Origin of the sequence: Pseudomonas sp. CBZ-4 (assembly GCF_000346755.1) — a bacterium.
In the GTDB taxonomy this organism is placed as follows: Bacteria; Pseudomonadota; Gammaproteobacteria; order Pseudomonadales; family Pseudomonadaceae; genus Aquipseudomonas.
The window spans coordinates 1-14,908 of sequence record NZ_ANNV01000151.1 but is presented as its reverse complement, the minus strand read 5'-3'; the positions used below and the strand labels follow the sequence as shown (position 1 = coordinate 14,908).

The 14,908-nt window shown below is 62.7% G+C and carries 12 protein-coding genes and 2 pseudogenes; 6 read left to right on the top strand and 8 right to left on the bottom strand.

All coding sequences use genetic code 11. The annotated features are described in order from the left end of the window. Positions 1–48: 48 nt before the first annotated feature. From B348_RS0121485 to B348_RS0121475, 3 genes are all read right to left on the bottom strand, one after another. Entirely contained in the window at positions 49–1,443 is a 1,395-nt protein-coding gene (locus B348_RS0121485; protein WP_017738106.1) for a heavy metal sensor histidine kinase, read from the bottom strand. Next, on the bottom strand, positions 1,440–2,114 hold the full coding sequence (locus tag B348_RS0121480; protein ID WP_017738105.1) for a heavy metal response regulator transcription factor: 675 nt from the start codon (positions 2,112–2,114) through the stop codon (positions 1,440–1,442). Before B348_RS0121480 ends, B348_RS0121485 begins: the two co-directional genes overlap by 4 nt. 342 nt (positions 2,115–2,456) lie before the next feature. Then, positions 2,457–3,776 carry an OprD family porin gene (locus B348_RS0121475; RefSeq protein ID WP_017738104.1) on the bottom strand — a complete coding sequence of 440 codons (1,320 nt, stop codon included), beginning with the start codon at positions 3,774–3,776 and terminating at the stop codon, positions 2,457–2,459. Positions 3,777–4,002: 226 nt separating this feature from the next. On the opposite strand from B348_RS0121475, the gene B348_RS0121470 reads away from it, so the two are divergent. From B348_RS0121470 to B348_RS1000000132270, 3 genes and pseudogenes are all read left to right on the top strand, one after another. After that, the gene (locus tag B348_RS0121470; protein ID WP_017738103.1) at positions 4,003–4,335 is read left to right on the top strand and encodes a DUF2790 domain-containing protein; all 333 of its coding nucleotides are present in this window, start codon (positions 4,003–4,005) and stop codon (positions 4,333–4,335) included. A gap of 63 nt (positions 4,336–4,398) precedes the next feature. After that, positions 4,399–5,169 (top strand): annotated as a pseudogene (locus tag B348_RS1000000132275) (PAS domain-containing protein); the annotation flags it as partial. A gap of 156 nt (positions 5,170–5,325) precedes the next feature. Next, positions 5,326–5,622: pseudogene (locus tag B348_RS1000000132270) on the top strand (methyl-accepting chemotaxis protein); the annotation flags it as partial. A 186-nt stretch (positions 5,623–5,808) separates the two neighbouring features. Here B348_RS1000000132270 and B348_RS0121460 read toward each other — a convergent pair. After that, positions 5,809–6,693, bottom strand: a complete 885-nt coding sequence (locus B348_RS0121460) for a LysR family transcriptional regulator (protein WP_017738102.1) — start codon at positions 6,691–6,693, stop codon at positions 5,809–5,811. Between the two features lie 122 nt (positions 6,694–6,815). Here B348_RS0121460 and B348_RS0121455 point away from each other — a divergent pair, with 122 nt between their 5' ends. Continuing rightward, positions 6,816–8,159, top strand: a complete 1,344-nt coding sequence (locus B348_RS0121455; RefSeq protein ID WP_017738101.1) for an MFS transporter — start codon at positions 6,816–6,818, stop codon at positions 8,157–8,159. A 154-nt stretch (positions 8,160–8,313) separates the two neighbouring features. Here B348_RS0121455 and B348_RS0121450 read toward each other — a convergent pair whose 3' ends face one another. Then, positions 8,314–9,123, bottom strand: a complete 810-nt coding sequence (locus B348_RS0121450) for an AraC family transcriptional regulator (protein ID WP_017738100.1) — start codon at positions 9,121–9,123, stop codon at positions 8,314–8,316. A gap of 138 nt (positions 9,124–9,261) precedes the next feature. Between B348_RS0121450 and B348_RS0121445 the strand changes: the two genes are divergently transcribed. Both B348_RS0121445 and ddlA read left to right on the top strand, forming a co-directional pair. Further along, positions 9,262–9,900, top strand: coding sequence for a LysE family transporter (locus tag B348_RS0121445; protein WP_017738099.1), 639 nt, complete (start codon positions 9,262–9,264; stop codon positions 9,898–9,900). Positions 9,901–9,944: 44 nt separating this feature from the next. Beyond that, a complete protein-coding gene (gene ddlA / locus B348_RS0121440) occupies positions 9,945–11,039 on the top strand; it encodes a D-alanine--D-alanine ligase (RefSeq protein WP_017738098.1) in 1,095 nt (364 codons plus the stop codon). On the opposite strand, the gene pgeF is transcribed toward ddlA, so the two are convergent. Genes pgeF through B348_RS0121425 form a run of 3 tightly spaced genes read right to left on the bottom strand, consistent with a single transcriptional unit; the run spans position 11,029 to position 14,410 of the window. Further along, positions 11,029–11,739, bottom strand: a complete 711-nt coding sequence (gene pgeF, locus B348_RS0121435) for a peptidoglycan editing factor PgeF (RefSeq protein ID WP_017738097.1) — start codon at positions 11,737–11,739, stop codon at positions 11,029–11,031. The two genes, ddlA and pgeF, sit on opposite strands and share 11 nt — an antisense overlap. A 25-nt stretch (positions 11,740–11,764) precedes the next feature. Then, entirely contained in the window at positions 11,765–13,594 is a 1,830-nt protein-coding gene (gene ggt / locus B348_RS0121430; RefSeq protein WP_050558329.1) for a gamma-glutamyltransferase, read from the bottom strand. Positions 13,595–13,630: 36 nt separating this feature from the next. Continuing rightward, on the bottom strand, positions 13,631–14,410 hold the full coding sequence (locus B348_RS0121425) for a PhzF family phenazine biosynthesis protein (protein WP_017738095.1): 780 nt from the start codon (positions 14,408–14,410) through the stop codon (positions 13,631–13,633). Positions 14,411–14,908 lie beyond the last annotated feature (498 nt).

Genomic DNA, 14,908 nt, shown 5'->3' with positions numbered 1-14,908 from the left:
CCACCGCTTTCGCAGCCTCGCTAAAGCTCGACAGCTCCCACAGGAAACTTAACCAATCGCCACCAAGGGAAACACCAACCGAAACGAGGTAATGCCACCCGGCGGGCTGCGCACTTCGGCCTGGCCCTGGTGCAGGGTCATGATCGACTTGACGATGGCCAGCCCCAGGCCGGTGCCGCCTTCGGTGCGGGCGCGGCTGTTGTCGGCGCGGTAGAAGCGTTCGAACAGGTGGGGCAGGTGTCGGGCGTCAATGCCCGCGCCGGGGTTGCTGACGGAGATCGACACCTGCTGCGCATACGTCTCCACCAACAGCGAAATATGCCCACCCTGTGGGCTGTGACGGATCGCGTTGGACAGCAGGTTGGACAGCGCGCGCTGGATCATCAGGCGATCACCCTGGACCTGTGCATCGCCGATCAACGTCAGGCTCAGGTGTTTGTCTTCGGCACTCAAGGCAAACAACTCCATCACCCGCCGGGCTTCATCGGTCAACGACACCGCCACAAACGACGCGCGGGCTGCCGGGTGGCTGACTTGAGCCAGAAACAGCATGTCGGACACGATGCGTGACAAACGCTCCAGCTCTTCAGTGCTGGATTCCAGCACGGCCTTGTATTCCTCCGGCGGCCGCTGGCGCGACAGCGTGACCTGGGCCTTGCCCATCAGGTTGGTCAGCGGTGCGCGCATTTCGTGGGCCAAGTCGTCGGAAAACTGCGACAACTGCTGCACCCCCGCGTCCAGCCGATTAAGCATCACGTTGAAACCCTGGGCCAGTTCCCGCAGTTCCTGGGGCAGGTTGTCCAGGGCCAGACGATGGGTCAGGTCCTGGGTGGTGACTTGGGCGGCGACGTGGCTGAACTGTTGCAACGGCGCCAACCCACGCTGCACCAGCCACCAGGCGCCCATGCCGATCAACAACAGCAGCAACGGCAATGCCACTACTGTGGCGCGCAGGTAGGCGCTGAGCAGGGCCTGGTCGTCCATGCGGTCCAGGGACAGCACGACGCGCACGCGCTCGCCACTGGCCAGGCGCATCAGGCTGGACGCGCTGAGCACCTGGTTGCCGTCGCTGTCCTCCCAGTTGAGGTAGCCGAGGGTTTCCCGGTGCGGGTAGTCGGTGAGCAGCGGCACCTGGGGCTTGGCGCCGACGCTCAGCAGCACACGCTCGTCGGGCGCGGTGCCGACGATGGTCAGGTAAAAGTTGTCGTGGCCGATCACCAGGTCCAGCAGCGAGTGCGGGCGCGCGCGGATATCGCGGGCGTCCAGGCCCTGGGCCAGGCTGTGCTGGATCTGTTCCATCTTGCTCTCCAGGCCCTTGCGCGCCAGTTTTTCCAGCTCATGGGTCAGGGCCAGGTAAGCCAGGCTGGCCAGCAGCAGCACCAGGCCGGCGCCCATCAGGCTCACCGTCAAGCCGAGGCGCATCGACAGGCTGCCGGTCTTCATGGGCGCGCTTCCAGCACGTAGCCGACGCCGCGAATGGTGTGGATCAACTTGACCTCGCTCTGGTCATCCACCTTGGCCCGCAGGCGGCTGATGGAGACTTCCACCACGTTGGTATCGCAGTCGAAATTCATGTCCCACACCAGGGAAATGATCTGCGTGCGGGTCATCACTTCGCCGGTCTGGCGCATGAGCACCTGGAGCAGGGCGAACTCCTTGGTGGTCAGGTCGATACGCCGGGTGCCGCGATAGGCGCGATGGCGACGTGGGTCGAGTTCCAGGTCCGACACGCAGAACACTTCCGGCTGTGGGATATGTTCACTGCGCCGCAACAACGTGCGCACCCGCGCGAGCAATTCGGGGAACTCGAAGGGCTTGACCAGGTAATCATCGGCGCCCATGTCCAGGCCCTTGATCTTGTCGTCCAGGCGCCCACGGGCGGTGAGCATCATCACGCGCTGGCTGCCGTTGCGGCGCAGCTGTTCGAGGACTTCCCAGCCGTCCTTGCCCGGCAGGTTGACGTCGAGAATCACCAGTTCGTAGGCGTGTTGCGCGGCCAGGTGCAGGCCGTCGATACCGTTGGCGGCGCAATCGACCACGTAGCCACTTTCAGTCAGGCCTTGCTGCAAATAGGCGGCGGTTTTTTGCTCGTCCTCAACCACAAGGATACGCATGGGGGTTTACCTTTTTCCGAGAAGAGAAGGGAGTCCATTTCCTTATGGAGGGTGTTGCTGGGGGAGTAGGAAAATTCTGAAGCGTGAAGTGACTTCAGGGTCAACTGCGACGTTCTGTCGCAACTAGGCGAGCACGCAAAAAAAACGCCCCAATGGGGCGTTAAAAAATCCATCTCTTTCCAAAGGAGCTACACAAAAGCTTCAGAGATGAATGTGCTCGGTGTTGCAAGTTGAAGCCAGTCTATAAAGTTCAACTTAACGAGAAGGTGAGGCCAATATTACAGTTTTGATAACTGGCTAGTTGTGAACAGATGTAAGTCAAGCGCGAACGAATGTAATGATTCAAAGAATCGCCAGTGGGTACTCGGCAATCAAGCGTATTTCTTCCAGGTCCGACTCGAATGCGCTGGAACGCACCGTGGCCTGGCGCAAGCGCAGCGACAGGTCCTTCAAGTTGCCACTTTGCACCACGTATTTGGCTTCGATGTCGCGCTCCCAGCGGCGTTGATCGGTGAGCGGGGCGCCTGCTGCGTCGCGGCGCATGTACACCGCGTTGGCGTTGCTGTAGTCGGCGCCGGTGCCTTTGCCGTAACGGGCCATGAACGACAGGCCGGGAATGCCGAAGGGCTGCATGTCCAGGTCGTAGCGCACCATCCACGAACGCTCCTTGGGTGAGTTGAAGTCGCTGTACTGGATCGAGTTGTTGAGGAAGATCGAGTCCGACTGGCGCAGGTAATCGAAATCGTCATCGCCGTTGTTGCGCTGGTGCGACACGGCCAGGCTGTGGGCGCCGATCTTTACGCCGAGCCTGGCGCTCCAGATGTTGTTGTCGAACTCACCCAGCAGCTTCTTGCCCTCATCCACCGCCTTGTAATAGTTGAAGTCGCCGAACAGCGAAACCTCATCGTTCAGCGGGTAATTGGCCGCACTGCCGAAGTAGTACTGGTCCCACGCGTCCTTCAAGCGGCTGCTGTACACACTCAGGCTCAGGTGTTTGTTGAGTTGGTAATCACCGCCGAAATAGCCGATCCACGGTGAATCAACCTCTCCCGCATAGAACGTCGCAAAGCCTTTGTTCATGCCGCTTTCGGTGGGCTGGCTCATGCCGCTCAAGCGTCCGCCTTGCAGGCTCAGGCCCTCCAGGCTGGTGTTTTGCGCGGTCACGCCACGAAAGCTTTCCGGCAACAGCCGCGAGTCGCCGTACGCCACTACTGGTGTGAGCGGGAACACGTCGCCGGCCTTGATCACGGTGTCCAGCACGCGCAGTTTTGCGGCGCCGCCGAATTTGCTGTAGCCGGATTCCGGATGGTTGTCGCTGTCCACCGGCAGCACGCCGAACGAGCCCTTGCCGCCGCTGCGGCCGGTGCCCGAGTCGAGCTTGAGGCCATACATGGCAAACGCGTCCAGGCCAAAACCGACCGTGCCCTGGGTAAAGCCGGATTCGAATTTGCCAATGAACCCCTGCGCCCAGGCTTCGGAATAGCCATTGCCGGTGGGGCTGGACTGTCCCTTGCGGTCATCGCGGTTGAAGTAGAAGTTGCGTGCCAGCACATTCACGCTGCTGCCTTCGATAAAACCTTCGGGCTGGTCTTCCACGGCCACGGCGGCCAGGGGCAGCGCGGCGAGCAATGAAAAAGGAAGGATGTAATAAGTACTGTGCATGTTGCGCTCCTCGGTGTTGGCAGTGATCAGCTTCTTATATGAGGTGGGCGTTCTTATTGATGTGGCCCGGGCTGATAGTTGCAAATGACAGATAACCGCGAAGTGGCACGCAGATTACAATTCTGGAATCTCACGCTCACCTAACAAATAAGTAATGTTCTGGTGAACATCGCGTCAGGGTTCGCTCGTTACGCTGGGCACTCAACTTTGAGACGAGGAACGTGTGATGAACTTTTATAAACTTGGCCTGGGTGTATTGGCGGCCGTCTTGTCGTTCGGTGCCTTGGCCGAAGGCGGCGGCGACCGTACCTTTGCCTTGATGATGGAGCGCAATGAAAAGGTCATGGCCGATTACGCCGCCCGCAACGGCAAGCCCGCGCCCGAGGTGCAGGCGTATCGCTATGGCATGCCGCTGGATATCGCCAAGGTGGTCAGCGTGACGCCGCCGATTCGCAGCTGCAATGCCGTGCCTTCGCGCATGACCTATGAAGACTCCACCGGCAAGCTCAACACCATCGAATATCAAGTGATGGGGATGTGCCGAAACAATGGCGGCTGATGGATCCAAAAATATAGTTGGGCCTTGGGCTAAAGGGCTCTTCAGAAAAGCTCGGCAGGGCCGATGCAGGTCAGATCCTTCTCTCCAATTGACCATCGGTGCCCCATGTTCAACACCCGCTTGAAGCAGGAGCTGTCCGCTCTTCGCGAAGAACTGTCCAGCTTGCAGCAGGTCAAGGAGAGCCTGGAAAGCGAGATGTTGTGCCTGACGCTGGACCCCCAGGGGCGTATCGACTGGGCCAACGGCAACTTCCTCAAGGAAATGGCCTACCCGAGCGGCCAGCTGCAAGGCCGGGCCATTGGCGACCTGGCGCCGGCGCATGTGAAGCATGATGAATTCCAGCAGCGCTTCAACAATGCGCTGACGCGGGGTGAGCACTTCGCCGGCACCGTGCGCCTGCTGCGTGGCAATGGCGAGGAAGCGTGGCTGCGCTCGATCGTGCAGCCGGTGCGCAGCTCCGATGGGCGGATCAAGCATTTTTCCATCTTCTCCAGCGACCTGACCCGCACCATCGAGGCGTCGCGCGAGCATGAAAACCTGATCACCGCGCTGGTGCGCTCTACCGCCGTGATCGAGTTCGACCTGGGCGGGCACGTGCTCACCGCGAACGATCGTTTCCTTGGCGGCATGGGTTACAGCCTGGCGCAGATCAAGGGCAAGCATCACCGCATGTTCTGCGAACCGGAGGAATACAACAGCGCCGAGTACCAGAACTTCTGGAAACGCCTGAACAACGGCGAGTTTGTCGCGGCGCGTTTCAAGCGCGTCGACAGCCATGGCCGCACGGTGTGGCTGGAAGCAACCTACAACCCGGTGCTGGATGCCACCGACCGCCTGTACAAAGTGGTGAAGTTCGCCACGGTGATTACCGATCAGGTCAATCAGGAACAAGCGGTGTCCGACGCTGCCAACATCGCCTACAGCACCTCGTTGCAAACCGACAACAGCGCCCAGCGCGGCACCACGGTGGTGACCCAGGCGGTGGACGTGATGCGCGACCTGGCCCAGCACATGCAGCAGGCCGGCGAAGGCATCGAGGCGTTGAATGCCCAGTCCCAGGTGATTGGCAGCATCGTCAAGACCATCAGCGGCATCGCCGAGCAGACCAACTTGCTGGCGCTCAACGCCGCCATCGAAGCGGCCCGCGCCGGCGAGCAAGGCCGTGGTTTTGCCGTGGTGGCCGATGAAGTGCGCCAATTGGCCTCGCGCACCAGCAAGGCCACCGAGGAAATTGTCGGCGTGGTGCGTCAGAACCAGGACATGGCCCGCGAGGCGGTGGCGCTGATGGCCGCCTGCAAGCCGAGCAAGGCCTGGCGTTGGCGGCGGAAGCGGGCTCGGTGATCGTCGAGATCCAGGACGGTGCACAGAAGGTGGTCAGCGCTGTAGGGCAGTTCGCCAACCAACTGTCGAGCTAAGAGGGGCAGCGTTAGCTTCAAGCTTCAAGCTTCAAGCTTGAGGCTTGCAGCTGCAACTTCACCACTGCGCTCGACTGAGCGCTTCGGCAAACGCCACCAACTTCGGCGAATACTGGCGAGACGGCGGATACACCAACGAAATAGCCCGGCTGCGCCCGGCGAAGTCCTCCAGCACCGGCACCAGGCGCCCGGCGGCGAGGTCGTCGCGCACCGCAAAATCCATCACCTGGGCGATGCCAAAACCGCCCACGGCGCCGTCCACCAGTGCGTCGCCGATATCAAAGATCAGCCGCCCTTCGACGCTCACGTCCTGCACTTTGCCATTGAGCATGAACTGCCAGTCCACCATGCGTCCGCTGCGCAGATTGCGCACGGTGAGGCAGTGGTGGTCCTTGAGCTCATCGACGCTTTGCGGTGTGCCGAAACGGGCGAGGTAGGCGGGGGCGGCGACGGTGACCCAGCGCAACGGCGCCAGGGTGCGGGCGATCAGGCGTTGGTCGTGGATCTCGCCGGTCCGCAGCAAGGCATCGAAGCCTTCGTCGACGATGTCCACCAGGCGGTCGGTCATTACGGCTTCGATGCGCAGCTCGGGGTAACGCAGGGTCAGTTCGCCGATCACCGGCATCACCACCTTGCGCCCGAACAGCGACGGCGTGCTGATCTTCAACAGGCCCGACGGGCTGCCACGGCGGTCGAGCATCAGCTTCTCGGCCTCGGCCAATTCCGCCAGTAACGGCGCGCTGCGCTCGTACAATAACTGCCCGTCGGGCGTGAGGCTGACGCTGCGGGTGTTGCGTTGCAGCAGGCGCACGCCCAGCTCGTTTTCCAGGCGTGAGATGGCCCGTGAGAGCCCGGATTGCGTCAGCCCCAAGTCGCCGGCGGCGCGGGTGAAGCTGCGGGTTTCGGCCACGCGGACCAGCAGGCGAACAGCGTTCAGATCCATGATTAAAGTCATTACTGAAAGAGTGATAGCGCTATTTATCATCTATTGCGCATAAAACACACTGGCCGCACTTCATTTCTGCACAGGACGCTGTGATGTCTCCCTCTCGACCCTCTGGCTGGATGCTGATGCTGTTGGCCACCGCCCAACTGATCATCGCCCTCGATGCCACTATCGTGTTTGTCGCGTTGCCGCAGATCGGCACGCACCTGGATTTTTCCGCGCAGCAATTGCAGTGGGTGGTGAGCGCCTACAGCGTGGCGTTCGGCGGCTTCCTGCTGCTGGGTGGGCGGGCCACGGATCTGCTCGGCAAGCGCCGCTTGTACCGGACCGGGCAGGCGCTGTATGCGTTGGCGTCCCTGGCTGCCGTGCTGGGTGGCAGCGCGATGTTGCTGGTGCTGGCGCGGGCGGTGCAGGGCGTGGGCGGGGCGCTGTTGTTTCCGGCGACGCTGGCGTTGATCAACACCCATTACGCCGAAGGGCCTGAGCGCAACCGTGCGTTTGCGGTGTGGAGCGCGGCGTCGGCGGCGGGGCTCGCGCTCGGCGCCTTGCTGGGTGGCGTGTTGACCCAAGTGTGGGGCTGGGAGGCGGTGTTCCTGGTGAATGTGCCGTTGGCGGGGGGCTGCGCCTGGGCGGCGCGTTACTGGATTCCTGCCGACGGCGCGCGGGCTGCTGGGCGCAACTTTGATATCAGTGGCGCGCTGACGGTGACCGTCGGCGGCACCTTGCTGGTGTTTGCCCTGGTGCAAGGCCCGGATTGGGGCTGGACGGCGCCGTCGACCCTCGGCTGCATCGCCCTCGCGGTGGCGCTGCTGGGGCTGTTCGCCTGGATCGAACACCGCGGCCGCGACCCGCTGATGCCGCTGCGATTGTTGGCCTACCGCGAACTGCGCATGGCCATGGTGCTGACGGCGGTATTCATGAGCAGCTTTGGCGTGCAGTACTACTTTCTCGCGCTGTATTACCAGCAGGTCTACGGCTACAGCGTATTGCAGGCGGGCCTGGCGTTTTTGCCGGCGACCCTGGTGTGCACGTTCGGCATCTGGCTGGCGGAGCGCTCGCTGGTCAGGATTGGACTTCGCAACACGCTGGTCAGCGGGCAATTGGCGGGGGCCGTGGGCATCGCGCTGGTGTGCTGGGCATTACCGACGGGCGTGGGATTCTGGTCGCTGCTGCCGGGGATTTTTATCTTGAGCGTCGGCCAGGGCATGACGTGGACGGCGATGTGGGTGGCGGCCGGCTTGGGTATCCGCCCGGGCGAGCAGGGCGTGGCGGCGGGGATGGCGTCCACCAGCCAGCAGATTGGCGGGGCGCTGGGGTTGGCGGTGTTGGTGTCGGTGGCGAATGCTGGTGGGATTGAATGGGCGTTGTGGTGGAGTGCGGGGATTGCGCTGGTGGGGGCGGTGGTGGCGGTTGGGCTTAGGGAAAGCAGTATCAAGTCGAACTCAACTTTTGAGGCAATCTAGATATCAATGTGGGAGCTGGCTTGTGTGGGAGCCGGGCTTGCCCGCGATGCAGGCACCTCGGTGTATCAGTGATACGGGGGTGATGCTATCGCAGGCAAGCCAGGCTCCCACACAAGCCAGCTCTCACATTGAATGCATTCCAAGTCTTGTACTGTCAGCGCCCCAGCATCTTCACCCAACGCGACGGCGGCATGCCGTAGGTACTGCGAAACTGCCGGGTCATATGGCTCTGGTCAGTAAACCCGGCCGTCATCGCCGCATTCACCAACGATTGGCCCTGGGCCAGCAGGCTGCGCACCAGGTCCAGCCGACGCATGGTCAGGTAGCGGTAGGGGCTGGTGCCGAACAACAAACGGAAATCCCGCGACAACGCCCAGCGGTCGCGGCCGGCGTGTTCGGCCATTTCGTCCAGGGTGATGCTGCGGCCCAGGGCGCTGTGGATAAATTCCCGCGCGCGTTCGGCGGCGATGTAGTCGAAGCTCTTGCGGCTGGTGATCACGCCGGAGGCCTCGCTCAGGGCTTGCGCCACGTCATACATCGCGTCCTGCTCTTGCAGCGGATCAATCGGGCAATCCAGGCTTTGCAGCAGCACTTCGCTGGCGCGGAACAGGCGCGGGTCGGTGGTATGGCCGCAGGGGATGAACGGCAATGGCTTGCCGCCGAGGATCTGTTGGATCAGCGCCGGCTCCACGTAGATCATGCGGTAGCGGAAGCCTTCTTCGCTGCTGGCGCGGCCGTCGTGGGTTTCGTCGGGATGAATCACCATGGTCGTGCCGGGCAGGCTGTGGGTCATGCAGCCGCGATAGTGAAAACTCTGCACGCCGAACAACGTACGGCCGATGGCGTAGGTGTCATGCCGATGCGGGTCGAACGCGAAGCCGGCGAAGTACGCCTCGATACGGTCCATGCCGCTGGCATGCGGGGCGCGGTGCATCCAGTCGAGGGGGGAGATGGGATTGCCCATGGTGGCTTGTCACACAGTGAGGTGGAAACACGTTAACCGAGTCTGCGCTGCCAGTCTGCCGGGGTCTTGTACGATTGTGCAAGGCAGGGGCGAGGCCTATGATCGCCGTTCGTGCCTTGCGCTGATGGAGTCGCCCCCATGGATGTTCTCAATCCCGCCTATGTGGCGCCCCTGGTCTCGCTGGCGCTGCTGTGGACCGTGGCAGTGGTGACACCCGGTCCCAACTTTTTCAACACGGCGCAGCTGGCCGCCAGTTGTTCGCGCCGTCATGGCGTGGTGGCCTCGGCGGGTGTGGCCACCGGTACGATTCTGTGGGGGCTGGCGGGTGGCCTGGGCATCAAGTCGCTGTTTACCGCCGCCCCTATGCTGTACCTGGCATTCAAGATTATTGGTGGCTGCTACCTGATCTACCTCGGCTTGAAACTGTTCAAGCGCTCTGCCCCGGCCATGGGCCAGAACCTGCTGGCGGACGAGCCGCGGCGCTCGCTGTTCTCCGCATGGCGCCTGGGGTTGCTGGGCAATCTGTCCAATCCCAAGGCCGCGTTGTTCGTCGCCACCATCTTCGCGTCCACCATGCCGCCTTCGCCATCGCCGATGCTGTTGACCCTGGCGGTGCTCACCATGGCCACCTTGTCCTTCAGCTGGTATTCCAGCGTGGCCCTGGTGTTTTCCAGCGAGCGCATGGCCAACCTCTACAGCCGTTCGCGCAAGTGGCTCGACCGTTTTGCCGGCGGTTGCTACGTGCTGTTCGGCGCACATCTGGTAGCGAATCGCTGACGGCCCGTGGTAAGAAGCCTTACTTTCAACAGTGAGGCTGGGTCATGAGCAAGGTGCGCGTAGGGATTGTTTTTGGTGGCCGTTCGGCCGAGCATGAAGTCTCGCTGCAATCGGCGCGCAATATCGTCGATGCCCTCGACCGCACGCGCTTCGAGCCGGTGCTGATCGGCATCGACAAGGCCGGCCACTGGCACCTCAATGACACCTCGAACTTCCTGATCAACCAGGAAAACCCGGCCTTGATCGCCCTCAACCAATCCAACCGCGAACTGGCGGTGGTGCCGGGCAAGGCCAGCCAGCAACTGGTGGAAACCTCCGGCGGCGACTTGCTGGCCCATGTCGATGTGATCTTCCCCATCGTCCACGGCTCCCTGGGCGAAGACGGTTGCCTGCAAGGCCTGCTGCGCATGGCCGACCTGCCGTTTGTCGGCTCCGACGTGCTCGGCTCGGCGGTGTGCATGGACAAGGACATCAGCAAGCGCCTGCTGCGCGACGCCGGGATTGCGGTCACGCCGTTCATCACCCTGACCCGTCGCAATGCGCCACAGACAAGCTTTGACACGGCGGTGAACACGCTCGGCCTGCCGCTGTTCGTCAAGCCGGCCAACCAGGGCTCGTCGGTGGGCGTGAGCAAAGTCGGCAACGAAGCCGAGTACCACGTCGCCGTCGAACTGGCCCTGGGTTTCGATGAAAAAGTGCTGGTGGAGTCCGCCGTCAGCGGTCGTGAAATCGAATGCGCCGTGCTGGGCAACGACCACCCCATCGCCAGCGGTTGCGGCGAGATTGTGGTGAGCAGCGGTTTCTATTCCTACGACAGCAAATACATCGACGACCAGGCTGCCCAGGTGGTGGTACCGGCGGATATCAGCGTCGAAGCCAGCGAGCGCATCCGCCGCTTGGCCATCGAGGCGTTTGAAGTGTTGGGCTGCGCGGGGCTGGCGCGGGTCGATGTGTTTTTGACCGACGATGGCGAAGTGCTGATCAACGAAATCAACTCACTGCCCGGCTTCACCCGCATCAGCATGTACCCCAAGTTGTGGCAGGCGGCGGGGATGAGCTACAGCGAACTGGTGAGCCGGTTGATCGAGCTGGCGTTGGAGCGGCATGCGGGGCGCAAGGGGTTGAAGATCAGTCGGTGATGGTTCTACGAGTAATCCACGAATACAACAACGTCCTCACCTCCTCCGGGTGGTGGGTTCTTCTGCGGTAGCTGGCAAACGCCGGCGACGTGCAGTAAGTGCAGACCGCGCTGACCTCCACCTGCTCGCGCCGAACGCCGGCCGCGTGCAACAGCATCAGCGCGTAGGCGCTCAGGTCGAACCACGCGCTGCCCGCTTGCCGTGCATGGGGCGGTGCGATCTGCGGTGGCAGCAACGGCGCCGGTTGGGCAAAGCGCCACAAGTGCCCCTGATCGGCCGGGAACTGCGCGATAAAGTCGGCGCTCACCTCGTAGCAGCAGGGCTTGATCGACGGACCGATAGCCACTTGCAACTGCTCAGCGCCAATCCCGTCTTCGGCAAAACGCTGCACGGCATGGGCGATGATCCCGGCTTGCAGGCCCTTCCAGCCGCCATGCACGGCCGCGACCTTTTTGCCATTGTTGGCGGCGATAAGAATGGGCAGGCAATCAGCCGTAATCACTGCGATCGACTGCTGCGAGCCGGTGAACACGCCGTCGGCTGGCACCGTGTTGGTCGGCTGATCCGCTTGCCAGTCGATCACCGCCGCACTGTGCACCTGCTTGCAGATAAACACGTCATCCGGGCACTGGGGGTCATTGATCGTACAAAAACCATGATTGACGCCAACGAGGGCGCCGAGGTTGTCTGCCTGTTGCACGGCTGTGTCTCCGTTGTTGAAAGTTTCAGTCGCCGAGGGCTTCGCCTTCACGCCGAGGGTCTGCGCCGCCGCTCAGGGACACCTTGCCCTGGGCATCGCGGGTGCGCACGATGGCCTGCACGCCACTGGTCATATCGATCTCGCTGAGGGCATGGCCCTTGTCTTTCAGGGCCTGTTTCAACCCTGGGCTGAACAGGCCCGCTTCCAGTTCGGTAGCGCCATTGCGGCTGCCAAAGTTGGGCAGGCTGATGGCCGCTTGCGGGTCGAGTTGCCAGTCGAGCATCGCCACGAGCGACTTGCTCACGTACTCGATGATCTGCGAGCCGCCGGGCGAGCCGACGGTGGCCAGCAACTCGCCGCTGTGGCGGTCGAAGACCAGCGTCGGCGCCATGGCCGAGCGTGGGCGTTTGCCGGGTTCGACTCGGTTGGCCATCGGTTGGCCGTCTTCTTCGGGAATGAACGAGAAGTCGGTCATCTGGTTGTTGAGCAAAAAGCCCTGGACCATCACATGGGCGCCGAACGCCGCTTCGACCGTGGTGGTCATCGACACGGCGCCGCCCTGGTCATCCACCGCGACCACTTGCGAGGTGGAGATGCGCAGCGGCGAGCGGTCCGGCGCGTACGCCACCTGGATGCCCGCTGGTGTGCCGGGCTTGGCAACGCCCATGCTGCGCTCGCCGATCAAGGCGGCGCGCCTGGCCAGGTAGTCCGGGGCGACGAGACCGGTGAGCGGCACCGGGACGAAGTCGGCATCGGCCACGTACAGCGCGCGGTCGGCGAACGCCAGGCGGCCGGCTTCGGCGAGCAGGTGCACGGCTTCGGGCGTCGGTTCCAGGCCGGCCGGTGAGGCGCTCTTGCGCGGTTTCATCGGCGCGATGGCCCGTTGCGGGTTGCGCGCTTCCAGGGCCTGCAAGGTGCCGAGGATCTGTGCGATGGCAATCCCGCCCGACGATGGCGGCGGCATGCCGCAGACTTTCCATTGCTTGTAGTCGGTGCACAACGGCGCACGCTCTTTGGCGCTGTAGCCTTGGAGGTCGGCCTGGGACAGGCTCCCGGCGTTGCCGTGGTTCTGCACCTTGCGCGCGATTTCAGCGGCAATCGGCCCGTGGTACAGCGCGTCCGGTCCTTCCTTGGCGATGCGTTCGAATACGGCGGCCAGCGCCGGATTTTTCAGCAGCGTACCGGTGGCTTTTGGCGTGCCGTCGGCGTTCAAGAAATACGCCGCCATGTCCGGCGACTGCGGGATGTAGCGGTCAGCGGCAATCAGCGCGTGCAAGCGCGGGGAAATCGCAAAGCCTTGCTGCGACAGGCGAATCGCCGGCTCGAACAACGTGGCCCATGGCAGGCGCCCAGTCTTGTTGTGCGCCATCTCCAGTGCACGCAATACCCCCGGCGTGCCGACGGAACGCCCGCCGATCTGCGCTTCGGCAAACCCCATCGGCGTGCCGTCGGCCCGCAGGAACAAGCGCTCGGTCGCCCCGGCCGGTGCGGTTTCACGGCCGTCATAGGCGTGCACGTTCTGGCCGTCCCACAGCATGATGAATGCACCGCCGCCGATGCCCGACGACTGTGGCTCCACCAGGGTCAACACGGCCTGCATCGCAATCGCCGCGTCAATCGCCGAACCGCCTTGGCGCAGCATCTCGCGCCCGGCTGCGGCGGCCAGCGGGTTGGCCGCGGCGGCCATGTGGCGTTCGGCATGCCGCAGCGTGAGGTCGCTGCGGTAGCCCGAGCCCAGCTCCGGTGCCGGTGGTTGTTCGGTGACCGGGCTGTGGCAGGCGGCCAGGGTGAAGGCCGCAGCCAATACCGACAACGGCCGGCGATAAATCGAAAACACGCGCTGAACTCCGTTCATTTTGAGAATGATCTGTTGTCCTTGGGGCTTGGTGTTTTACAGGTAAATCGTGCCTTGCAGGTAGAGCACGGCGCTGCCGGAGATGATCACGCGGTCGCCCTGGAGCTCGCAGCGCAACTGGCCACGGCGCTTGCCGCCTTGTTCGGCGGTCAATTGCTGCTTGCCCAGGCGCTCGGCCCAGAACGGTGCCAGCGAGGTGTGCGCCGAGCCGGTGACCGGGTCTTCATTGACGCCCACGTTCGGCCCGAACCAGCGCGAGACAAAATCGAACCGCGCGCTTTTGGCCGTCACGGCGATCCCGCGTTTGGGCAGGCCCTTGAGGCGGGCGAAGTCCGGGGTCAGTGCGGCGATCTGGGCTTCATCGTCCACCAGCACAATGTAGTCATCGGTGCCGAAGACTTCGGCGCGCTCGATGCCCAGCGCGCTCAACATCCCCGCCGGCGGTTCGCAAGGCTCTGGGCGCTTGGCCGGGAAATCCATTGCCAGCTCGTCGCCATTGCGTGTCACACGCAGCTCGCCGCTGCGGGTAGCAAAGCGCAGCACTTCGGGGGCATCCGCGAACTGGTTGATCAACACCCAGGCGGCTGCCAGCGTGGCGTGGCCGCACAGGTCCACTTCGACTTCCGGGGTAAACCAGCGCAGCTCATAGATATCGCCACGGGGCACGAAAAACGCGGTTTCCGAGAGGTTGTTCTCGGCGGCGATGTTGTGCAGTTGCTCGGTGGGCAGCCATTCGGTCAGCGGGCAGACGGCCGCCGGGTTGCCACCAAAGGTGTGTTGGCTGAAAGCGTCGACTTGGTAGATGTCCAGTTTCATCGGGAGGGCACTCCGTGTGGGGGAGGCTGGACACTAACAGTGGGTCAGTGGGGGCGTCGACGTACAGATGGCGGTTTTTTTTGAACGCATGTGCGCGGTACTTTTGCGCGGGCATAAAAAAACGGCCTACCTTTCGGTAAGCCGTTTTTAGTACTTGGTGGTACACAGTCATTTGAACTGGTCTTGTAATACGCTGTATTTAAAAGGTTTTGTATGGTGTGTTTCAGTTAGGCATACATGTGGGCATACACGCTGCTTGCTTCTGCCTATGGATGTAGTCGTATTCCCGCTAGGTGAAGCACCACCGGGTGGTAGGTGATGTGTAGCCATTCGGCCGGGTATTCACTTATTTGTCCGACCGTCTGCCGACAGTGAGGCGAGGGCAAGGGTGATGAATCCTGCATTTCCATCCAGGGTATCCAGTGCCCCTCGAATGTTCTGTGCCACTTCTGTAGATCCTCTTTGCTCAACCCAGTTTGACAGCTCCTCGATAGCTGC